The sequence below is a fragment of the Rhodococcus sp. NS-SX18 genome (assembly GCF_057367935.1).
Window position 1 is genome coordinate 1136737 of sequence record NZ_CM170633.1, and the last position, 22118, is coordinate 1158854.

General features: G+C 70.1%; 19 protein-coding genes. 7 read left to right on the plus strand and 12 right to left on the minus strand.

Annotated features, from left to right (window positions below; genetic code table 11):
* Positions 1-84 precede the first annotated feature (84 nt).
* The 3 genes from AC2IPW_RS05275 to gvpJ all read right to left on the minus strand — a co-directional run bounded on the left by AC2IPW_RS05275 (position 85) and on the right by gvpJ (position 2632).
* Positions 85-750 carry a potassium channel family protein gene (locus tag AC2IPW_RS05275; RefSeq protein WP_235157274.1) on the minus strand — a complete coding sequence of 222 codons (666 nt, stop codon included), beginning with the start codon at positions 748-750 and terminating at the stop codon, positions 85-87.
* Positions 743-2122, minus strand: a complete 1380-nt coding sequence (locus tag AC2IPW_RS05280; RefSeq protein WP_486376433.1) for a TrkH family potassium uptake protein — start codon at positions 2120-2122, stop codon at positions 743-745. The genes AC2IPW_RS05275 and AC2IPW_RS05280 overlap by 8 nt, the downstream gene beginning before the upstream one ends.
* A gap of 102 nt (positions 2123-2224) precedes the next feature.
* The gene (gene gvpJ / locus AC2IPW_RS05285; RefSeq protein ID WP_003936452.1) at positions 2225-2632 is read right to left on the minus strand and encodes a gas vesicle protein GvpJ; all 408 of its coding nucleotides are present in this window, start codon (positions 2630-2632) and stop codon (positions 2225-2227) included.
* Positions 2633-3003: 371 nt separating this feature from the next.
* Here gvpJ and AC2IPW_RS05290 point away from each other — a divergent pair, with 371 nt between their 5' ends.
* Positions 3004-4389 (plus strand): wax ester/triacylglycerol synthase family O-acyltransferase, encoded by a 1386-nt coding sequence (locus AC2IPW_RS05290; RefSeq protein ID WP_003936451.1) that lies wholly within the window; start codon positions 3004-3006, stop codon positions 4387-4389.
* Here the strand turns inward: AC2IPW_RS05290 and AC2IPW_RS05295 are convergent.
* The 3 genes from AC2IPW_RS05295 to AC2IPW_RS05305 are packed head-to-tail and all read right to left on the minus strand — an operon-like array spanning position 4349 to position 7613.
* Positions 4349-6664, minus strand: coding sequence for a DEAD/DEAH box helicase (locus tag AC2IPW_RS05295; protein WP_371382897.1), 2316 nt, complete (start codon positions 6662-6664; stop codon positions 4349-4351). The genes AC2IPW_RS05290 and AC2IPW_RS05295 overlap by 41 nt on opposite strands.
* Positions 6665-6706: 42 nt before the next feature.
* Positions 6707-7129 (minus strand): organic hydroperoxide resistance protein, encoded by a 423-nt coding sequence (locus AC2IPW_RS05300; protein ID WP_003936449.1) that lies wholly within the window; start codon positions 7127-7129, stop codon positions 6707-6709.
* A gap of 25 nt (positions 7130-7154) precedes the next feature.
* Complete coding sequence (locus AC2IPW_RS05305) at positions 7155-7613, minus strand: MarR family winged helix-turn-helix transcriptional regulator (protein ID WP_289378150.1); 459 nt, start codon at positions 7611-7613, stop codon at positions 7155-7157.
* A gap of 149 nt (positions 7614-7762) precedes the next feature.
* On the opposite strand from AC2IPW_RS05305, the gene AC2IPW_RS05310 reads away from it, so the two are divergent.
* Positions 7763-10189 carry an ATP-dependent Clp protease ATP-binding subunit gene (locus AC2IPW_RS05310; protein WP_486376434.1) on the plus strand — a complete coding sequence of 809 codons (2427 nt, stop codon included), beginning with the start codon at positions 7763-7765 and terminating at the stop codon, positions 10187-10189.
* Between the two features lie 66 nt (positions 10190-10255).
* On the opposite strand, the gene AC2IPW_RS05315 is transcribed toward AC2IPW_RS05310, so the two are convergent.
* Positions 10256-11653 (minus strand): maltokinase N-terminal cap-like domain-containing protein, encoded by a 1398-nt coding sequence (locus tag AC2IPW_RS05315; protein ID WP_371382892.1) that lies wholly within the window; start codon positions 11651-11653, stop codon positions 10256-10258.
* Positions 11650-13371, minus strand: coding sequence for a maltose alpha-D-glucosyltransferase (gene treS, locus AC2IPW_RS05320; protein ID WP_003936445.1), 1722 nt, complete (start codon positions 13369-13371; stop codon positions 11650-11652). Before treS ends, AC2IPW_RS05315 begins: the two co-directional genes overlap by 4 nt.
* 659 nt (positions 13372-14030) lie before the next feature.
* Between treS and AC2IPW_RS05325 the strand changes: the two genes are divergently transcribed.
* Together AC2IPW_RS05325 and AC2IPW_RS05330 are read left to right on the plus strand one after the other, a co-directional pair.
* The gene (locus AC2IPW_RS05325) at positions 14031-15113 is read left to right on the plus strand and encodes a 3-deoxy-7-phosphoheptulonate synthase (protein ID WP_486376435.1); all 1083 of its coding nucleotides are present in this window, start codon (positions 14031-14033) and stop codon (positions 15111-15113) included.
* Positions 15114-15292: 179 nt separating this feature from the next.
* Positions 15293-16174, plus strand: coding sequence for a glycosyltransferase family 2 protein (locus tag AC2IPW_RS05330; protein ID WP_486376436.1), 882 nt, complete (start codon positions 15293-15295; stop codon positions 16172-16174).
* Positions 16175-16231: 57 nt separating this feature from the next.
* Here the strand turns inward: AC2IPW_RS05330 and thpD are convergent, their stop codons facing one another.
* A complete protein-coding gene (gene thpD, locus AC2IPW_RS05335) occupies positions 16232-17119 on the minus strand; it encodes an ectoine hydroxylase (protein ID WP_486376437.1) in 888 nt (295 codons plus the stop codon).
* Positions 17120-17287: 168 nt separating this feature from the next.
* Between thpD and AC2IPW_RS05340 the strand changes: the two genes are divergently transcribed.
* Positions 17288-18331 (plus strand): zinc-binding dehydrogenase, encoded by a 1044-nt coding sequence (locus AC2IPW_RS05340; RefSeq protein ID WP_003936441.1) that lies wholly within the window; start codon positions 17288-17290, stop codon positions 18329-18331.
* Positions 18332-18361: 30 nt separating this feature from the next.
* Positions 18362-18787, plus strand: a complete 426-nt coding sequence (locus tag AC2IPW_RS05345; RefSeq protein WP_003936440.1) for a VOC family protein — start codon at positions 18362-18364, stop codon at positions 18785-18787.
* Positions 18788-18796: 9 nt separating this feature from the next.
* On the opposite strand, the gene AC2IPW_RS05350 is transcribed toward AC2IPW_RS05345, so the two are convergent.
* Positions 18797-19792: an AraC family transcriptional regulator gene (locus tag AC2IPW_RS05350; protein ID WP_486376438.1), complete on the minus strand. Its 996-nt coding sequence runs from the start codon at positions 19790-19792 to the stop codon at positions 18797-18799.
* 2 nt (positions 19793-19794) lie between these two features.
* Positions 19795-20988 (minus strand): pyridoxal phosphate-dependent aminotransferase, encoded by a 1194-nt coding sequence (locus AC2IPW_RS05355; protein ID WP_289380873.1) that lies wholly within the window; start codon positions 20986-20988, stop codon positions 19795-19797.
* Between the two features lie 119 nt (positions 20989-21107).
* Between AC2IPW_RS05355 and AC2IPW_RS05360 the strand changes: the two genes are divergently transcribed.
* Complete coding sequence (locus AC2IPW_RS05360) at positions 21108-21719, plus strand: carboxymuconolactone decarboxylase family protein (RefSeq protein ID WP_040782174.1); 612 nt, start codon at positions 21108-21110, stop codon at positions 21717-21719.
* Here AC2IPW_RS05360 and AC2IPW_RS05365 read toward each other — a convergent pair.
* The gene (locus tag AC2IPW_RS05365) at positions 21701-22114 is read right to left on the minus strand and encodes a VOC family protein (protein ID WP_486376439.1); all 414 of its coding nucleotides are present in this window, start codon (positions 22112-22114) and stop codon (positions 21701-21703) included. The genes AC2IPW_RS05360 and AC2IPW_RS05365 overlap by 19 nt on opposite strands.
* Positions 22115-22118: the final 4 nt, after the last annotated feature.

Below are 22118 nucleotides of genomic sequence, written 5' to 3' on the forward strand. Positions count from 1 at the left end.
TCGGTGCCGCGGCCCGGCCGGGGTCCGGGATCGCCTGGTGCGCTGTCGGAGACATCGTCAGCAGCCTACGTCGTTCCGATGCCGTCAGGTCAGTTCGCTGAAGCGCTCGGTGTTGCGGACCTGGCCGGAGACGATGATGGTGTCGTCCGGTGCCAGCACGGTGTCGGCGGTGGCGTAGGTGAAGCCTTCGCCGGGGCGCTTGATCGCCACGACGGTGACACCGAAGTCGGTGCGGACGGCGGTGTCGCCGAGGCGCCGGCCGATCGCGAATGCGGGCGGGGTGGTCTTGACCATCGCGAAACCGTCGTCGAATTCGATGTAGTCCATCATCCGGCCGCGGACCAGGTGGGCCACGCGCTTGCCCATGTCGTGTTCGGGCCGGACGACGTGGTGCACCCCGATCTGGGTGAGGATCTTCGCGTGCGCGTTGCTGATCGCTTTGGCCCATATGTTGGGCACGCCCAGGTTGATCAAGGCGGAGGCGGTGAGCAGGCTGGCCTCGAGGTCGGAACCGATGCCCACGACGGCGCGCCCGTACTCGTGCACCGACAGTTGCCGCAGCGATTCTTCGTCGGTGGTGTCGGCGACCACGGCATGGGTCAGGCGGTGCGCGACCTTCTGCACCACGGTATCGCTGGCATCGATGCCGAGGACCTCGGTGCCCTGGCTCATCAGCTCGAGCGCGAGCGACTTGCCGAACCGCCCGAGCCCGAGCACGACCACCACGTCGGAGGTAGCTTTCCTAGCCAATGAAGGGCCTTTCTTCCGGAAGTTCGTACCGTCGGCCGCGTTCACGGGCGGCGAGGGCGCTGACGAGGGTGATCGAGCCGATCCGGCCCAGATACATCAACCCCACCAGGATGAGCTGACCCCAGACCGGCAGTTGCGCCGTGATCCCGGTCGACAGCCCGACCGTGGCGAACGCGGAGGTGACCTCGAACAGCAGGACGTCGAGACCGAACGAGGTCCCCGCCAACAGGGCGATGGTCGGCACCATCACCAGGGCGACACCGATCAGGGCCACCGACAGCGCCTGACGCTGCACCCGGGTGTCGATGCGCCGGTCGAACACGGTCACCGAACGTTCACCGCGGACCTCGGCCGCGATGACGAACAACAGCAGCACGAAGGTGGTCACCTTGATGCCGCCGGCGGTGCCGCCGCTGCCGCCTCCGATGAACATCAGCACGTCCGTCACCAGGAGGGTGGCGGGGTCCATCTGGCCGTAGTCGACGCTGTTGAACCCCGCGGTGCGGGGCATGGCGCCCTGGAACGCGGCGACGAGCACCTTCTGGCCGAAGTCGTAGTGCTGCAGCGTGCGGGTCCATTCGAGCACCAGCACCAGCACCGGTCCCACCACCAGCAGGACCGCGGTGACGGTCAGGGTCAGCCGGGTGTGCAGGCTCCAGCGGTGGCTGCGGCCGCGCAGGTGCCGGGTCACTTCGAACAGGACCGGGAACCCGATGCCGCCCAGGACGACCGCGACCATGAGCGGCACACAGATCCAGGGATCGTCGGCGAAGCCGATGATGTTGTCGCTGTAGAGGGCGAACCCGGCGTTGTTGAACGCCGAGACGGAGTGGAACACCCCCAGCCACACCGCACGCAGGGGTGGTTCCTCGTAGCCGAGCGCGAACCGCGCTGCCAGCGCCCCCGCGGTGACCGCTTCGATGAGCACGCTCATCCGCACGACGCCGACGACGACCGAGCGGACGTCGCCGAGTCCGGACGCACGCACCTCGGCGGCGGTGTTCAGCCGGGCCTTGAGGCCGATGCGGTTCGCGAGCAGCAGGCCCACGAGCGAGGCCATGGTCATGATCCCGAACCCGCCGGCCTGGATCAGGGCGAGGATGACGCCCTGACCGAAGCCGGACCAGTGGGTGGGTGTGTCGACGACGATCAGCCCGGTCAGGCACATCGCCGAGGTCGCGGTGAACAGGGCGTCGACGACGGAGGCCGCGGCGTCGGGCTGGCGCGCCGCGGGTGTGAGGAGCACGGCCGTGCCGACGGCGATCGCTGCGGCGAAGCTCAGCGCCACGACCCGCACCGGGGTCAGCGTCGCCCGCGTCGCCAGCCGCCGCAGCAGCAGGGACGGTGCATATGCGCCGGCGGGTGTTCTCACCCGGAGGAGACTAGCCCCGCCTCGGGCCGCCGGGGAACCGGATGGCGATGACCGGAATACGGACTCCCGCCGTCTCCTCGTGCCACCGACCGGCGACGGACGTCACCGGTCCCGGGATCGGCGGGGCGCCGGCTCGCGTTCGTCCTGATCCCCGGCGAGCAGACCACGGACCCGTTCGCCCGCGGAGTCCAGGGCACCTCTCGTCTTGTGCGCGGCGGCCTTCTCCGTGAGTTTGCCGGCCGGGCCGCCGACGATGTCCGTCAGGCCTTTCGGCTCGGTGGTGGAGATCTCGAGCCTGTTGACCGCCTCGGCGAAACGCAGGTAGGTGTCCACGCTCGCCACCACCACCCGGGCGTCGATCGTGATGATCTCGATGCCCACGAGCGAGACGCGGACGAATGCGTCGATGACGAGGCCCTTGTCGAGGATGGTGTCGATGACGTCGGCGAGGCCGGACGAGTTCGGCCTCGCCATCGTGCCGCCGCCTCCGCCTCCGGATTGGATGGTCATGATCCGCGCTCCTTGCCTGTTGTTCGACAATTCGCGTGCCGCCGGCCGCGCGGGGGAGGGCTCTCGTGGGGCGGTGCGCGTGCAAGGGCTATAGCCGCACGCTCCCGAGTCGAAACCCGCCCGTCGCCGGCAATTCGGCCGGAATTGACCGAAACAAATACCGTTCGACCGGTTTTTTGGTATGGTCGTCGCAGGCCGGGATCCGGCAGCGGAGAGCCCGGGCCTCGGGGTCTCCGCGTCGTCCGGGATTGGACGAGGGGTAGTCCGGGACGACGCGGAGACGTCCCCACCTCCGGTGCGTCACGTGTGCCTCCGCGCGGAGATGGCCGGGTTACCGCACACGCGCGACGTTTCGGTACCACGATGGGGGCATGCAGGTGATGAGCCTTCCCGAGGCGCTGTTCGTGCTGCTCGAAACTCCGTCGCGTCCACTGCACCTCGGGGCTCTCGTCTTGTTCGAACCCCCGCCGGACGCCGGGGACGATCATGCCCGCCGCATGTACGAGGACCTGCTCACCCACGACGAGGTGGCGGACCCGCTGCGGCGGCGCCCGGTCCGGACCCTGCGCGGGGCCGGCTACCCGTTGTGGTCGCGTCCCGAGGACGTCGACCTGGGATTCCACGTGCGCCACACCGCCGTTCCCGGCTCGGGTTCGATGAGCGACCTGCTGGCCCTCGTCTCCCGGCTCCACGGGTCCCCGCTCGACCCGCTCCGCCCGATGTGGGAGGTGTACGTCATCGAAGGACTCGACGACGGGCGCACCGCGATGTACGCGAAGATCCACCTGTCCCTCGCCGACGGTCCGGCCGGCCTGCGCCTGCTGCACCGGAGCATGTCCACCGACCCCGAGGCCCGCGACTGTCCTGCGCCGTGGAGTCCGGAGGTGGTCGCCCCCCGGGCTCGGCTGTCTGCACTGCCCACGTCGTGGCTGCGCGCCGGATTGCGCGCGGGCACGGAAGTATTCGCGATGACCCCGGAGATCGGCAGGCTCGTCACGGACGGCGTGCGCCGGCACCGGGTGGCGCTGCCCTGGCAGACACCGCCCACGATCTTCAACGTCGCGGTGGGCCGGGGCCGGACCTTTGCGGCGCGTTCCTGGCCCATCGAACGGCTCCACGCGGTTGCGACGGCGGCCGGCACCACGATCGACGCCGTCGTGCTCACGATGTGCGCCGGCGGCTTGCGCGCCTATTTGTCCGAGCGGTACGCGCTCCCGGAGTCACCGCTGACCGCGATGCTTCCGGTGCCGATGAACCTCGGTGGGGCCGCGGTCGGCCCCGGCGGTCGTGAACCCGGCGTGGGAGCGATGGTGATCGGCCTGGCCACCGTCGAACCCGATCCTGCGGTGCGGCTCGCCCGGATCGCCGACTCGCTCGTCCACGCCGACCGGGTGGTCACCGCGCTCAGCGGCACCCAGTTTCTGATGCTCAGCGCGCTGTCGCTGAGCCCGCTCGCGCTCGAGCCGGTGCGGCGGTTCGTCGACGAGATCCCGCCGCCGTTCAACGTGCTGATCTCGTACCTGCCCGGCCCTTCGCGCATCCGCTACTGGAACGGTGCCCGGATGACCGGCATCTACCCCGTGCCTGCGGTGCTGAACGGTCAGGCGCTGAGCATCACCCTCACGGGGTACGACGGCCGGCTCGATCTCGGGGTGGTCGGCGACCGTCATGCCGTGCCCGCCCTCGACGGGCTGGTCGGACTCCTCGAGGGTGCGCTCAGCGAACTGGAGAGCGCTGTGGGTACCCGGCCGCGGTGAAGCCGGCCGGCTCGACAGGGTGCCCGCCCCTGCCGATCTGCCCGAGCAGGTCCAGGGTGCGCAGATAACGACGGACGAGATCGCCGGCCGACAGATCCGCCTCCGCTGCCTCGCGCAGCGCCGTGGACACCCCGTCGCCCCGGGCCCACCGCTGGATCGCCCGCATTGCCACCGGGTCCGGTTCGGGGCTCGCGGGCAGGCCGTGCCGGCGCTCGGCGTCCGACACCTCCCGCCACAGCCGGACCGTCGCACGGTAGGCGGCGTCGACGCCGGCCGTGAGGGCCCCACCGCCGGGAGCCGGACGGCGCGATTCGCCGAGCACGCTCGACACGACGGCGGCCAGCTCCGCCGGGTCGAGGCCCGCCCACACGCCGGTCCGCAGGCACTCGGCAACGAGAAGGTCGCTGCCGCAATAGATCCGGCCCAGAATCCGGCCGTGGTCGGTGACCACTGCCTCGCCGGAATACGGATCGGACAGCAGGTATCCGCGTTCGTCGAGCAGTCCGAGGACCCGGTCGAACGTGCCCACCAGCCGGCCGGTGGCGGCCGCGACCTGTCCGCGCAGCACATCGGTGTCGGCGGCCAGTGCCCGCCGGCGTTCGGCGACGGCGATCAGGCGTTCCCGATCGGGGTACCGGTGACCGGGGTGCGAACGCACGGCCCGCGCAAGCGCGGTCACCGCGTCGGCGGTCCCGGTGGTGCGCGCGACGGCCAACCGTTCCCGCAACTGCTGGTACTCGGCGAAACCCTCGGCGTCCCCGAGTTCGTCGTCGAGCAGACGCAGCGTCGCGGCGTTCGTCGTCGCGGCGGAGGCGAGCGCGGCCACCGAATGCTCCGCCTGGAACTGGGCGAAGGATCGCCCCAGCAGGTCCCGGGCTCCGGCGACACCGAGCCTGTCGACGAGGTTGACGGCGGTGTTGTAACCCACCCGCAGGGAGCTGTTGAGCGGATAGGTGCGGGTGGAGGCGAGTCCCGCGACGGTGGCCGGCTGCACCTCGGGGCTCCACAACACGACCGCGTGCCCCTCCCGATCGACGCCGCGACGGCCGGCCCGTCCCGTCAATTGGGTGTACTCCCCGGCGGTGAGCCGGACCGGTCCCGCGGCAGTGTGCTTGACGAGGCGTTCGAGCACGACGGTCCGGGCCGGCATGTTGACGCCCACGGCGAGGGTCTCCGTGGCGAAGACGATCCGGACGAGGCCGAGGCCGAACAGTTCCTCCACGGCATGCCGGAAGACCGGCACCATGCCCGCATGGTGGGCGGCGAAGCCGCGTTCGAGCCCGTCGAGCCAGTCGGCGAATCCGAGCGCATCGAGGTCGGCGGGGGAGACCCCGGCCGTGTGCCGGTCGACGATGCGGCGGATGCGGGTGACGTCGGCGGCCTCGGTGAGCCGCAGCGACGAACGCAGGCATTCGGCGACGGCCTCGTCGCAGCCGCTGCGGCTGAAGCGGAACCAGATCGCCGGCAGCAGCGATTCGGCTTCGAGCCGCGCCACGAGTTCGGGCCGGTCGACGCCGGCCGGTCCGGGCGTGGCCGAGCGGCGACGCCGGCGTCGGGACGACACCGCGGGGGCGGCGTCGACGAGCTGGCGATGCGCGACGTACCGCACGAGATTCTCGTCGACCGCCCCGGTGGTGGGGGAGAACAGGTCGAACAGCCGCCCGCCGGCGAGCACGTGCTGGTGCAGCGGTACCGGTCGGGTCTCCTCGACGACGACGGTGGTCGCCCCGCGGACGAGGCCCAGCCACGCGCCGAACTCCTCGGCGTTGCTGACCGTCGCCGACAGGCTCACCAGCCGCACGGGGGCGGGGAGGTAGAGGATGGCCTCCTCCCACACCGCCCCGCGTTCGCGGTCGGCGAGGTAGTGCACCTCGTCCATCACGACGTGGGTGAGCCCGTCGAGCAGGGGCGAGCGGCCGTGCAGCATGCTGCGCAGTACCTCGGTGGTCATCACCACGACGGGTGCGTGCGGGTCGATGGAGACGTCGCCCGTGAGCAGCCCCACCTGCTCGTCCCCGAGCCGCGCGACCAGATCGGCGTACTTCTGGTTGCTCAGGGCCTTGATCGGGGTGGTGTAGAAGCACTTGCCGCCCGCGGCGAGCGCGAGGTGGACGGCGAACTCGCCGACGACCGTCTTGCCGGCTCCGGTGGGGGCGCACACGAGCACGTCCCGATCCTCGTCGAGGGCGCGGCAGGCGCGGACCTGGAAGTCGTCGAGGGTGAATCCGAGTCCCGCGGTGAACTGCGCGAGCCGCGGCCCGTCCTGCCTGCACACGCACTCCACGCTACGCGTGCCCGCCGGCGGGCCGCGCTCGTGTCAGTCCTCGGTGACCTCGAGCTCCACCTCGACGTTGCCGCGGGTGGCGTTCGAGTACGGGCACACCTGATGGGCCTTCTCGGTCAGTTCGAGGGCCTGTGCGCGCGGCACGTGGGGGAGGGACACCTCGAGGGTGACCTTCAGACCGAAGCCGCCGCCGTCGGTACGGCCGATGCCCACGCGTGCTCCGACCGCCGAGTCGGCGACGTCGGCCTCGTCCTGCCGGGCGACGAGCTGCAGCGCCGAGTGGAAGCAGGCAGCGTACCCGGCGGCGAAGAGCTGCTCGGGGTTGGTGCCCTTGCCGTCGCCACCCATCTCGGTGGGGACCGACAGGTTCACGTCGACCTTGCCGTCGGAGGTGCGGGCGCGGCCGTTGCGGCCCTCCCCGGTGGCGAGGGCTTCGGCGGTGTAGAGCACGTGCATGTGTTTCTCCTGTCGGTGGGGCGGGTCAGTTGTCCCGGTCGGGTGTGTCGTCGGTGATGCCGTGCAGGGCGGCGGTCAGGCGGTGGAGCGTGTCGCGCAGGCCGGCGAGTTCGCCGGGGTCGAGACCGATGGCGCAGGCCAGCTGCGCCGGAATGTCCTCTGCCTGTGAGCGCAGCGCGCTCCCGGCGTCGGTGAGGTGGATGCGCACGCGGCGCTCGTCCGTGCTCTGCCGGCGGCGTTCGACGAGACCGGCGGCCTCGAGCCGCTTGAGGAGCGGCGAGAGGGTGCCGGTGTCGAGGTGGAGGGCGTCGCACAGCTCGCGCACCCCGCGACTGTCGCGTTCCCACAGCGCCAGCATGACGAGGTACTGCGGATAGGTGACCCCGAGCCGGTCGAGCATGCCGCGGTAGGCGGCCGTGGTGGCCCGGGAGGCGGAGTAGAGCGCGAAGCAGACCTGCCGGTCGAGCGCGAGATCATCGGACACGAGAAATAAAGTAGCGCACCGCTATGTTGTGCACAATCGAAATCGGCGGGAGCCTACCGTGACGCACATCACTTCACGGTTGGAATTGACAGACGGCCCGCCACGTTAGTTGAGTGAGAAAGACTCAAGTCCGAGAGAAAGGCTTCGGAATGCCGGCATTCTTCGGGCCCGGTGGCCCTGGGCGTATCGACATCACCCGCTACCTGAGCCGTGGCACCCAGGAACTCATGGCCGCTGCGGCCCGATTCGCCGCCGAACGCGGTGACACGGACCTCGACGCCCTCCACGTCCTGCACGTGATGGCGGAGCAGGACCCGGTCCGGTCCGTCATGACCCGCGCCGGAGCCGACCCCGCCGAGGTCCTGGCCGCGGTGGAACAGCGCCTCCCGCAGGAACAGAGCCGCAGCGCAGTCACCGCTCCCGCCCTCACCGGGGCGATCAAGACGGTGCTGCTCGAGGCGCACCAGCTCACCCGCGCCCTCGGCGCGACCTACATCGAACCGCAGCACCTGTTCGTGGCTCTCGCCGCCGACCAGGAGCACGGGGTCGGGGGCCTGCTCGTCTCGGCCGGGATCACCGCGCAGTCGCTCCAGGCCGCGCTGCAGCCCGGTGCGGCGACGGAAGCGGGGCAGGAACAGTCCGCCACCCCCACGCTGGACAAGTTCGGTGTCGACCTGACCGAGCGGGCCCGTGGCGGTGGCATCGACCCCGTCATCGGCCGTGCCGACGAAATCGAGCAGACCGTGGAGATCCTCTCCCGCCGCACCAAGAACAACCCGGTTCTGGTCGGCGAGGCCGGGGTCGGCAAGACCGCGATCGTCGAGGGCCTGGCCCAGCGCGTCGTCGACGGCGACGTCCCGGACAGCCTGCGCGGCAAGCGGATCGTGCAGCTCGACCTGACCGGCATGGTCGCCGGAACCCGGTACCGCGGCGACTTCGAGGAGCGCCTGACCAAGGTGCTCGACGAGATCACCGCGCACTCGGACGAGCTGATCGTCTTCGTCGACGAGATCCACACCGTCGTCGGTGCCGGCGGCGGCAACGAAGGCGCGATGGACGCCGGAAACATCCTCAAGCCCAAGCTCGCTCGCGGGGAACTGCACATCGTCGGTGCCACCACGCTCGACGAGTACCGCAAGCACATCGAGAAGGATCCGGCGCTCGAGCGGCGCTTCCAGCCCGTCACCGTCGGCGAACCCGGCCACGACGACGCGGTCGCGATCCTGCGCGGTCTCCGGGACTGCTACGCCGAACACCACGGCGTGCGGTACACCGACGACGCGCTCGACGCCGCCGTCGACCTGTCGGTGCGGTACCTGCCGGACCGGCACCTGCCGGACAAGGCGATCGACCTGATCGACCAGGCCGGTGCCCGGCTGCGGCTGCGCAGCCCGCGCGTCGACGAGACGGCGCTGCGCGAGCAGCTGTCCCGGCTCGAGGCCGAGAAGGACCGTGCCGTCGCGGAGGAACGCTACGAGCAGGCCTCGCGACTGCGCGACCAGATCACCGAAGTGCAGGCCCGTCTCGACGCCGGGGCGCCCGCCGATACCGAGGTGCCCGAGGTGACCGCCGAACTGATCGCCGAGGTCGTCTCCCGGGCCACCGGCATCCCCGCGACGCGGATGACCCAGGTCGAGAAGGAGCGGCTGCGCGGCCTCGAGGACGAACTGCACCGGCGGGTCGTCGGGCAGGACGAGGCCGTCCGGGCCGTAGCCCGGGCCGTGCGGCGCAGCCGCGCCGGCATGAGCGACCCGCACCGGCCGGTCGGCAGCTTCCTGTTCCTCGGACCCACCGGCGTCGGGAAGACCGAACTGGCGAAGGCGCTCGCGGAGGTGCTGTTCGGCGACGAGCGCAAGATGCTGCGGGTGGACATGAGCGAGTTCGGCGAGCGGCACACCGTCAGCCGTCTCGTCGGAGCGCCCCCCGGCTACGTCGGCTACGGCGAGGCAGGCCAGCTCACCGAGCAGGTGCGGCGCAACCCGTACTCGGTGGTGCTGCTCGACGAGATCGAGAAGGCGCACCCCGATGTGTTCAACACCCTGCTGCAGGTGCTCGACGACGGCCGGCTCACCGACGGTCAGGGACGCACGGTCGACTTCACCAACACGGTGGTGATCATGACCAGCAACCTCGGCTCGGACATCATCTCGAGCCGAGGCGGGGCGCTGGGCTTCAGCACCGGGGATGCCGAGGCGGCCGAGAAGCCGCTGCGGGACCGGGTGATGGGCCGACTGCGCGAGTCGATGCGCCCCGAGTTCCTCAACCGCATCGACGAGATCGTGATCTTCCGCAAGCTCGACACCGAGCAGCTGCACCGGATCACCGATCTGCTGCTGAACGACAGCCGTAAGCGTCTGCAGGCCAAGGGCATCGAGGTCGAGTTCACCGAGGCCGCCGTCGACTGGATCGCCGAGCACGGGCACCAGCCCGAGTTCGGAGCGCGGCCGCTGCGCCGGTCCATCCAGCGCGCGGTGGACGACCGCATCGCCGATCTGCTGCTCGACGACGTGCTCGTCGAGGGCGGTCAAGTCCGCGTCGATGTGGGCGACGACGAGCTCGAGCTCTCGGTGGGCTAGACACCGGCGCGCGACGTGCGGGCGGTGACCGGAATCCGGTCACCGCCCGCACGCTTCCGGGCCGCGTCAGTCGGCCTGGGTCATCCGGCGAATCGCGTTCAGGGGCAGACGGATCCACTGAGGACGATGACGAGCCTCGTACACGACCTCGTACACGGCCTTGTCCAGCTCGTACGCGCGCAGCAGCGCGGCGAACTCGCGCGGATCCACGCCGGACTCGCTCGCGTAACCGTCACAGAACGCCGCGGAGTTGCGCTGTGCCCACTCCTGCGCCCGGAACTCGCGTTGCGCGGCAGCGGCCTCGGACGCCGCATCGTGCAGGGAGTGGTGGGCCGCATAGTCGAACGAGCGGAGCATCCCTGCGACATCGCGCAGGGCGCTGTCCGGTTCCCGGCGTTCGTCGAGAGACTTGGCGGGCTCGCCCTCGAAATCGATGAGCAGCCAGTGTTCCGGGGTGCGGAGCACCTGCCCGAGGTGCAGGTCGCCGTGGACCCGCTGGGCCGTCGTCGTGCCGGTGGCCGCAGCCTCCGCGAACCGCGCCCGCACCGCCGGGGCGACCTCCGCCAGTTCGGGTACGACGGCGCCGGCGGCCTCCAGGCGGCGCAGCATCCCGTCGACGATGTCGCCCACGTCCCGCTGGGACGTCCCGAGGGACTGCGCCAGCAGCGCGTGCACCTCGGCCACCGCCGCGCCCATCCGCTGCGATTCACCCGCGAAATCCGTGCCCACCTCGTCCGCCCGCAGGTCCGCCTCGAGCAGCAGGTCCCGCACACTGCCCAGTGCCATCGACCAGCCGTCGGCGGAGTTGGCCGCGAAGTCCTGCACCATCGCCAGGGTCGTGCGCACCCCGCCGATCTCGGCGTCGATCCACGCCCGCACCGGGGCCACCGACCGGCAGCCTGCCTCCCCGAGGGCGAGATGCAGTTCCACATCGGGGTTGACCCCCGGAGTGATCCGGCGGAACAGCTTGAGCAGCAGCTGCTCGCCGAGCACGACGGAAGTGTTGGACTGCTCGGCGCTGAGCGCCCGTCCCCGCAGTCCCTCCTCGATGACCGTGCCGGGCACGGTGTGCAGCTCGACCGGGCCGTACACCTGGCCGGTGGCGATCGAGTGCGCGTACAGGTCGATGATCTCCTGGTCGCGCAGACCGTCGTAGGCGTGGGTGCGGTCGTCGCCGCTGCCGTCGGGCCGCGGCAGCGCCCAGTGCGCCAGCTCGTCGGGCAGGTGCGTGCGGTAGCCGAGCGGCACCTGGTAGAGCTGCTCGTCGCCGGATTCGAACTCGACGGTCACCAGCAGGTGGTCCGCCCCGAACGCGGGCGTGTCGGTGAGGTGTTCTCGCAGCATGATCCGGACCGCGGCGACGGTCCGGCCCTTGGCGGCGAACCAGCGCTGGTGGGGGAGCCACTCGGCCAGCAGGGTCTCGAGCTCCGCGTCGGAGTAGTGCTGCAGCTGTGGGTCCGTCATGGCTGAACCGCCGCCTCGGCCTCGCTGCTCACCGGATGTTCGCCGACGCCTTCCTTCGTCGGATCCGGCTGTAGCGCAAACCAGTAGAAGCCGTGACCGGGCAGGGTGACCATGTACCCCTCCTCCGTGATCGGTGGGAACGGGACGGAACCGGTGAGCTCCACCGGAATCCACCCCGCGAAGCGCGACAGGTCCAGGATGACGGCCTGCGGATACCGGGACAGATTGTTCACGCACAGGATGACGTCGCTGTAGTTGCGGTCCGGTCCGAGCGGCATCTCCCGCAGGTACGACAGGACGGCCGGGTTGGCGCTGCCGAGTTCGGTGAACGCGGCCTTGCCGAACGCCGGATGCTGCTTGCGGACCTGGATCATCCGCCGCGTCCAGTGCAGCAGGGTGTTCGTCGAGTTCATCTGCCGCTCGACGTTCACGGACTGGTAGCCGTAGGTCGGGTCCATGATCGTCGGCAGGTACAACCGGGCCGGATCCGCCCGCGAGAAGCCCGCGTTGCGGTCCGGGGTCCACTGCATCGGCGTGCGCACCGCGTCGCGGTCACCGAGCCAGATGTTGTCGCCCATCCCGATCTCGTCGCCGTAGTAGAGCACCGGTGAGCCGGGCAGGCTCAACAGCAGAGCCGTGAACAGTTCGAGCTGGTTGCGGTCGTTCTCGAGCAGTGGCGCCAGCCGGCGGCGGATGCCGATGTTGGCCCGCATCCGGGGGTCGGTCACGTACTCGGCGTACATGTAGTCACGCTCTTCGTCCGTGACCATCTCGAGGGTCAGCTCGTCGTGGTTGCGCAGGAAGATGCCCCACTGCGCACTGCTCGGAATCGGCGGTGTCTGGGCGAGGATCTCGGAGATCGGGAACCGGTTCTGGCGACGGACCGCCATGAAGATGCGCGGCATGAGCGGGAAGTGGAAGGCCATGTGGCACTCGTCGCCGACCTCCGGTTCGCCGAAGTACTCCACCACGTCGCTGGGCCACTGGTTCGCCTCGGCGAGCAGCACGCGGCCCGGGTACTCCGCGTCGATCACCGCACGGCACTTCTTCAGGAACGCGTGCGTCTCGGGCAGGTTCTCGCAGTTGGTGCCTTCGCGCTCGAACAGATAGGGCACTGCATCGAGCCGGAACCCGTCGATTCCCAGATCGAGCCAGAACCGCAGGACGTCGATCATCGCGTCCTGCACCTCGGGATTGTCGTAGTTCAGGTCCGGCTGATGCGAGAAGAAGCGGTGCCAGTAGTACTGCTTGCGTACCGGATCCCACGTCCAGTTCGACGACTCGGTGTCGACGAAGATGATGCGCGCATCCTGGTAACGCTCGTCGGTGTCGGACCACACGTAGAAGTCGCCGTACGGACCCTCCGGGTCCGTCCGCGACTCCTGGAACCACGCGTGCGTGTCCGACGTGTGGTTCATGACCAGATCGGTGATGACCCGGATGCCGCGCTTGTGCGCCTCGTCGAGGAACAGGACGAAGTCGTCGACCGTGCCGAACTCCGGCAGCACCGCCCGGAAGTCCCGGATGTCGTACCCGCCGTCGCGTAGCGGGGAGTCGTAGAACGGGGGCAGCCAGATGCAGTCGGCGCCCAGCCACGCGATGTAGTCGAGCTTCTCCGTCAGCCCGCGCAGATCACCCGTCCCGTCGTGGTTCGAGTCGTTGAACGCGCGCACCAGGACCTCGTAGAACACCGCGGTCTTGAACCAGTCCGGATCCACCGCGAGATTTCTGGCGTGGGAGAAGTCCTCGGACTGGGCCTCGACCAGGTGGCCGTCGGCGGTGTGTTCCGGTCCTGTCCCCCGGGCGTGCTCGTCGGGTGAACTCGCTCTGGGCGGGTTGACGCCCAGGGATGGGGCGGCAGTTCCGCCGTCCAGGTCTGGCATGGCACCTCCGTGCTCGTCGCTTCGCGGGACAGACTCTCCAAGGGTGCCCCGGTTCGCGGGTTTCCACACCCCGAAGCGGCCCGACGGTCGAGCATTGTCGTGGTGCCGTCCCCCGTCCGGATTCCGGCCACGTTCCGCGGTCGGCCGCCGGACCCGATCGGCGTGCGCCGGAAATGCGGTGAAAGACGTTGTCGCACAGTAAGTCATGCGTGGAATCCGGGGCAGCCTGCGAACCCGCCCCCATACCCGTGCGCGTTTCTGGTAGCCCCCGCTACCGGAACCGCGCACGGGGGTGCCGTGGCGCGGGGGAGGGCGGCCTGTTACGGTGGTCCGCATGCAGCGCGCATATTTCTGGTTTAGCAGGCCGGCCCGGGGTGGGTCGGTCGGCGTAACCGCGCGCTGACCTCTTCCACCTACGAGCCGGACACGGACCGGCTCGCTGGAATCACCGAAGGTTCAGCCAGGGTCGGCCCGGGAACAGGAACCGAACCCCGATGACCACCAGCACCTCCATCTCCACCGCGAATCTCGACGAACAGCGGACCGTGCGGATCAGCCCGCTCGTCGCGCCGGCCGTCGTCCGCGGCGAGCACGCCCCCGACGAGGTCGCTGCCGCGACCGTGCGCTCGGGCCGCGCCGACACCGTGGCGATCCTCGACGGCACCGACGACCGGCTGCTCGTCGTGGTCGGGCCGTGCTCGGTGCACGACCCCGCCGCCGCGATGGACTACGCGCGACGTCTCGCCGCGAAGGCCGAAGAGCTGCGTGACGACCTGCACGTGGTGATGCGGGTGTACTTCGAGAAGCCGCGCACCACCCTCGGGTGGAAGGGCCTGCTCAACGACCCGCACCTCGACGGCACCTACGACATCAACACCGGACTGCGCATCGGCCGCAAGCTGCTGCTCGACGTCTCCGGCCTCGGTCTGCCCGTCGGGTGCGAGTTCCTCGATCCGATCCTGCCGCAGTACTACGCGGATCTGGTCACCTACGGCGCGATCGGTGCCCGCACCGCGGCCAGCCAGGTGCACCGGCAGCTGTGCAGCGCCCTGTCCATGCCGGTGGGCATCAAGAACTCCACCGAGGGCGACGTGCAGGTGGCCGTCGACGGTACCCGAGCCGCCGCCGCGAGCCACGTGTTCCCCGGCACCGACCTCGACGGGCAGGCCGCCCTCATCGAGACGGTCGGCAATCCGGACTGCCACGTCATCCTGCGTGGCGGCTCCGCGGGCCCGAACTACGATGCCGAGACCGTCGCGGACACGATGGCCCGCCTGCGCAAGGCCGGTCTGCCCGAGCGCGTCGTGATCGACGCCAGCCACGGCAACAGCAGCAAGAACCACGAGAAGCAGGTCGACGTCGTCACCGACATCGCGGAGCGGCTCGAGGCCGGCGAGCGGGGCATCGTCGGCGTCATGCTGGAGAGCTTCCTCGAGGCAGGCCGGCAGGACCTGACGCTCGGCCGGGCGGACGAACTCGACTACGGCAAGTCCATCACCGATGCGTGCCTCGACTGGGCGACCACGTCCGTCCAGCTCGACCGGCTGGCCGACGCCGTGCGCCGCCGTCGCTCCTGAGGTCGGAGCGGGGAACCGTGCCGGGGTGTCCCGCCACGGTCCCTGCCTTCGGCGCTCCGAGACCACGGTCCCTGCCTTCGGCGCTCCGAGACCACGGTCCCTGCCTTCGGCGCTCCGAGACCACGGTCCCTGCCTTCGGCGCTCCGCGGCGCGCGGACGGTCGAGGTAGCGTCGGAGGCATGCATCAGCACACGCTGTCGGTGGTCGTGCCGGCGTACAACGAGGAGCAGTACATCGGTCCGTGCCTGGCGGCCCTGCTGGAGCAGGAGGCGGACATCCACGAAATCGTGGTGGTGGACAACAACTCGACGGACCGGACGGGCGAGATCGTCGACGCGATCGCCGAGCGGTCTCCGATCGTCCGCCGGATCTCCGAGTCCCGTCCCGGTGTCGCATTCGCTCGAAACGCCGGATTCGACTCGGCGACAGGAGATCTTCTCGGCAGGATCGACGCCGACACGCGGGTCCGCCCCGGATGGGCCCGCACGATCCTCGACTTCTTCGCGCGTGCAGACGTCGAGAGCGTCGGAGCCGTCAGTGGACTCAACAACTCCTACGACTCGCCGTACCGGGAGCTCAAGCGCCGGTATATCGAGCAGCGCGTGCGCAAGGGCTTCTTCGGTGGTGAGCGTCGAATCGACAATCTGCACGGTGCCAACATGGCCGTGCGCCGGTCGGCGTGGCAGCGCGTCCGCGACGCGGTCAGCACGGATGCCGGGATCCACGAAGACCTCGACCTGGCCTTGTGCCTGCGTGAGGCCGACATCGAGATCGCCCAGCTCTCCGAATTGTTCGTCGACATCTCTCCCCGGCGTGCGCTGACGCCGCCGCGGGAGTACACCAAGTACATCCGCTCCGGAACCGCCACGTTCGAACTGCACGGCCGGATGAATCCGGTGCTTCGCCGGATTCTGCGGGCGCACTGGGTGTTCCACGTGCTCGTGTATCTGGCCTACCGCCCGTACGATCCGGAGCAGGGCCGGTTCACGCTCACCCGGTTGCTGCGCACACCGCGTGCCCGCACGCTGCCGATCGACGTGGCCGACACCGTCCGCGTATGAGTCCCGCGATGCGGGGTGCGCCCGGCCTGTCCCGGGCGCACCCCGCATCCGATCGGGTCAGCGCAGCGGGGTGAAGTCGCGGCTGCCGAGGTAGTCCGGTCGCGGCTTCGGCGCCGAGAACGGCTCGCCGAGCGTGTTCTCGACGCTGTTGAACACCACGAACAGGTTCGACCGGGGGAACGGGGTGATGTTGCCGTTCGAGCCGTGCATGCAGTTCGAGTCGAACACCGTCGCCGAACCGGCCGAACCGGTGAACGTGGCGATGCCGTGCTCGGCGGCCATCGAGGTCAGCGTGTCCTCGTCGGGCGAACCCGTGGGCGGGACGTGCGTGACCAGCGACTGCTGGTAGTAGTCGTCGGGCGTGGTGCCGGCGCACGAGACGAAGGTCCGGTGCGAACCGGGCATGATCATCAAACCGCCGTTGTAGCCGTAGTTCTCGGTCAGCGCGACCGAGATGCTCAGCGCCCGCGGACGCGGCATCCCGTCCTCGGCGTGCCAGGTCTCGAAGTCGGAGTGCCAGTAGAACGGACCGCCACGGAATCCCGGCTTGACGTTCAGCCTCGACTGGTGGATGTAGACCTCCGAGCCGAGGAGCTGGCGGGCGATACCGGTGATCTCCGGTCGCCGGATGATCTCGGCGACGGTGTCGGAGAGGCGGTGCACGTCGAACACGGAGCGCACGTCCCCGCTTCCCGCCTCCCGCACGACCCGCTCGTCGTCGGCCAGGTCCCGGCCCAGACGCGCTGTCTCGTCGAGCAGATTTCCGACGTCGTGCGCCGGCAGGAGCGCGTCCACGGTGTGGAACCCGCGCCGGTCGTATTCGGCGACGGCCGAGGCGTCCAACGGGCCCGCGGCCGATCCCCACACCACCGGATCCGGCCGGGACACACTCACGCACTTCGTGCGGTTCCGGGTGGGGTAGTCGTCGATGACGGCCGTCTGCATTGGTGCGAATCACCCTCTCGAAGTCGATATCGGTTCTCCTCGACGCTCTCACTCACCGTCGGCGGATGCAACCCGTCTCGGAGATCCGCGGCACGAACGTGCGCACTCGCGCTTGCGGCGGGAGTAGGGTCGCCCCTGGTTGCCGCCGCACAACAGGATGAGGGGACCATGACCGGGACGATGCGCGCCGCGCGCTTTCACGCCGACACCGGAACCAATGTGCTGGAAGATGTTCCGATTCCCTCGCCGGGCCCCGGCGAGGTACTCGTCAAGGTGGCGTTCTGCGGGATCTGCCATTCGGATCTGAGCCTGCTGGACGGGACCTTCCCGGCCTTGCTGCCCGTGGTCACCCAGGGGCACGAGGCCGCCGGAATCATCGCCGCCCTCGGGGACGGGGTGACGGGTTGGGCGGTCGGGGACCGCGTCGTTCCCGCGGCGGGGCGACCGTGCCTGCAGTGCCGCTTCTGCCGGCGGGGCGACCTGACCAACTGCCCGAACATTCAGCTGATGGCGTTCGCGTACGACGGGGCGTGGGCCGAGTACACCGTCGCCCAGGCCGGCGGTCTCACCCGCGTGCCCGACAACGTCCCGCTCGAGCAGGCGGCGATTCTCGCCGACGCGGTCTCGACCCCGTTCGGTGCGGTCGTGCGCACCGGGCAGGTGGCGGTGGGCGAGGCCGTCGGCGTGTGGGGAGTCGGCGGGGTGGGCACCCACATCGTGCAGCTCGCCCGGCTGGTCGGTGCCGTGCCGATCCTCGCCTTCGACATCAACCCCGCGGTGCGGGAGCGGGCCCTCGAACTCGGCGCCGACCACGTGTTCGATTCCCGCGACCCGGACCTGGTCCAGAAGGTCGCCGAGGCGACGGGTGGGAAGATGCTCGACGTGGCCTTCGACTCCGCGGGTCTGAAGGTCACCTTCGACCAGGCGCTGCAGTGCGTCATGACGGGTGGCCGCGTGGTGGTGGTCGGGCTGAGCGGGCAGGAGGCCTGCCTGGGCCCCACCGCCACGTTCGGCCTCTCGCGCAAGCACGTCATGGGACACCTCGGGTACCAGAACGTCGACATCGAGACGCTCGCGGCACTCGTCTCCCGCGGGCGGCTGGACATCTCCCGCTCCGTCAGCGAGGTCGTCCCGCTCGAGAACATCGCCGAGGGCATTGCGAAGCTGCGCGACCACGTCGGGAATCCGATCCGGATCCTCGTGCAGCCCTGACGTGTCGGAGGGCCGACGTACCGTCACCGCATGGGTTACGGATTCCAGGTGACGGTCGATTCGAGCAGCCCGCACACGCTGGCGAAATGGTGGGCGGCGGCGCTGGGCTGGCGGGTCGAGCCGAGCAACGAGGACTTCATCCGCGGGCTGGTCGCGGCCGGGCACGCCCGGGAGGAGGACACCGAGATCTTCGAGGGTGTCCTCGTCTGGAAGGCGGGCGCCGCGATCTCCGATCCCGAGGTGCCCGCGCGTCCGCGCGTGCTGTTCCAACTGGTGCCCGAGGGCAAGACGGTGAAGAACCGGCTGCACTTCGACATCCGGGCGGGGGAGGACCGCGAGGCGCTGGCCGGACGGCTCGCCGAGGCGGGCGCGACCGTCCTGCACCGGGGCCGGCAGGGACCGAACGAGTGGATCACGATGACCGATCCGGAGGGCAACGAGTTCTGTGTCGCGTGAACCGGTGACCTACCGGTAGGCGCGGGGCGTCTTACCGGTCCATCGCTTGAAGGCGCGCCGGAACGCACTCGGCTCGGAGAAGCCGAGTCGGGCCGACAGGGCGTCCACCGCCTCGCCGCGGCGCAACCCGGCGATCGCCGTATCCCTCAGCACCTCCTCGCGCAACTGCCCGAGAGAGGTGCCCTCCTGCCTGAGCAGACGCCGCAGATGCGGGGCGCTCACCGACAGCATCTCCGCAACCTCCTCGGCGGTCGCCGTGCGACCCTCCATGCCCGACTCGAGGATCCGCCGCACCTGCGACGCGGCGGTGGAGTCGTAATCGCGTTCCGACATCATCAGGTTCGGTGATTCGCGCAGGTAGTCCTCGAGGGTCTCCTCGGTCTGGACGATGGGCGACCGCAGGGCCGCGTTGTCGATCTCGAGTATCGCGCCGGCGGCGTCGAAGGTGACCGGCACCCCGAAGATCGCGTCGTAGTTCTTCGCCAGCACCGGATCGGGCTCGCCGTAGGGGACCGAGACCGAGGCCAGCCGTACGCGTCCGCCGACGAGCCAGGCCGCGAAGCGGTGCAGCAGGATGAGCAGGAAGTCGATGATGACGCGGCTCTTGTCGTCGCACGACTCCAGCACCACCTCGAGCCGGGTCGTCTGCGGGCCCGGCGTGAGCCGTAGTCGTGGCAGCGTCGGCAGCACCTGGTTGACCTGGATCATCCGTTCGAGGGCCTGCGCGAGGTCCCGGCAGTGGATCAGCGTCAGGCACATCACCCGGAATGTGCCGCGGGGTACGGGTCCAGGCCCGAGTCCGAACAGTTCGTCACCGGTCAGTTCCCAGGTCTTCTGGGTGAACCGGGTGACCTGCTCGGGGGTCAGGCGCGCGTGCGGGTGGGCGAGCACCGCGCGGCTGATCCGTGCCGCGTCCAGGGCCGGGGCCAGATCCACCCCGTTCGCATCGGCCAGCACCACCGAGCGGCGCACGAAGTCGGAGGGAATGGTGGCGGGGGCGGTCATGGTCAGCCGTGCTCCCGCAGGCTGCGCAGCCGCCGGACACCCTCCAGCAGGACGTCGTCGCGTTTGCAGAAGGCGAACCGGACCAGGTGATTCCACTGCCGGGGGTCGTCGACGAAGGCGCTGACCGGGACCGCGGCCACGCCGATGCGCTCGGGCAGGGTTCGGCAGAAGGCGACACCGTCCGTCACGCCGACGGGGGTGACGTCCGCGCACACGAAATACGTTCCGGCCGAGTCCAGCACACCGAATCCGGCGTCGGTGAGCGCTGCGGAGAGCAGGTCGCGCCTGCGCTGCAGATCGTCGCGCTGGGCGGCGACCCACGCCTGCTCGTGGGTCAGCGCGTACGCCACGGCGGGCTGGAACGGTGCTCCGGCGACGAACGACATGAACTGTTTCGCCGTGCGCACCCCGTCGATCAGTTCGCGGGGGCCGAGCGCCCACCCGATCTTCCAGCCGGTGACGTTGAACATCTTCGCGGCGCTGGACACGGTGACGGTGCGTTCGGCCATGCCGGGCAGCGACGCGATGGGCCGGTGCTGCCGGCCGTCGAACACCAGATGCTCGTACACCTCGTCGGACAGCACCAGCAGGTCGCGTTCGCACGCCAGTTCCGCGAGCGAGCGGAGCGCGTCGTCGTCGTAGACCGTCCCCGTCGGATTGTGCGGGGTGTTGACCACCAGCATCCGGGTGCGGTCGGTGACCGCGGCGCGCAGCGCGTCGACGTCAAGGACGAACCCCGAGCCGGCCCGAGTGAGCGGAACGGTGCGGCGGGTCGCCCCGGCGAGTGCGACGGACGCGGCGTAGGAGTCGTAGTAGGGCTCGGTGAGCAGCACCTCGTCACCGGGCTCGACGAGACCGAGGATGGCGGCGCTGATCGCCTCGGTGGCGCCGACGGTGACGAGGACCTCGCCGTCGGGGTCGTGTTCGAGTCCGTACCGGCCGGCCCGGTCCGCTGCGATCGCCCGCCGCAGTTCGGGCATGCCCGGCCCGGGCGGGTACTGGTTGACACCGTCGGCGATGGCCTGGCGCGCGACGTCGAGCATCGCGCGGGGGCCGTCCGTGTCGGGAAAGCCCTGGCCGAGGTTCACGGCGTCGTGCGTCACAGCCAGGGCGGTCATCTCGGCGAAGATCGTGGACGCGAACGGACGCAGCCTTTCGACCGTGCGGACCCGGCGTGAGGGCGCGATTTCTGCCATTTCGGCAGCTTAGCCGCGTCCTTCACGGCAACCGGCAGCGGTCGTGTCACATCCGGCGGGGCTGTCTCGTCCGAAGAGGTGAACGGTCCCGTCCGGGACCCGGGGAACGGAGTAGGAACATGGCGCGTATTCCTGCGGTGACACCGGCCGAGGCCGGTGTCACTACGAAGATCGCCTATCGGATGGCCCGGCGCCGCTTCGGGGAGGTGCCCGAGCCGTTCGCCGTCTACGCCCACCATCCGGCGCTGATGCGGGCGAGCGCCGTGCACGAGACGCTCGTCGAGCGCGCCTCGACGGTGCTGCCGCCCCACGTGCGCGAACTCGCGGTGTACCGGGTGGCCTGGAGCGTCGGGTGCTCCTGGTGCGTCGACTTCGGCACGATGCTGCAGCGGCTCGACGGCCTCGACGTGGACCGCCTCGAGCACATCGCCGACTACGCAACCTCCGACGCCTACAGCGACGACGAGCGTGCGGCCATCGCGTACGCCGACGCGATGACGGGAGCCGGCGGCGCCGGCGGCGCGGCCGTCACGGTGACGGACGAGCAGGTCGCCGACCTCGAGCGGCGCTTCGGGCGGGCCGGGGTGGTGGAACTGACCTACCAGATTGCGCTCGAGAACATGCGGGCCCGCATGAACTCGGCCCTGGGCATCCACGAGCAGGGGTTCAGCACCGACGCGTGCCGGGTGCCGTGGCTGCAGGACGACGCGGCTCAGGGCAGCACGAGCTGACCGATGGGACCCGGATTCCAGGCGATCTCCCACCGGAATCCGTCGGGGTCCGCGAAATACCCTGTGTAGCCGCCCCACTCACGCTCGACCGCGTCGGAGACCGGATCGGCTCCGGCGCGGCGGGCGGTGTCCAGCACCCGGTCGACCTCCGCTCGGTCGGCGACGTTGTGGGCGAGCGTCACGGGCGGGACGCCGCTCCATCGAACGGGACCGACCTCGGCTGCGAAGTGCTGTTCGTCCCACAGGGACAGGACGAGGTGCGGTCCGACCTGGAACATCAGCACCTCGCCGGGCACGTCGACGACGGGCGACCAGCCGAGCCCCTCGACGTAGAAGCGCCGGGTGCGCTCGAGGTCGGCGACGGCAAGGGTGACGAAGCTCAGTCGGGGCTCCATGACC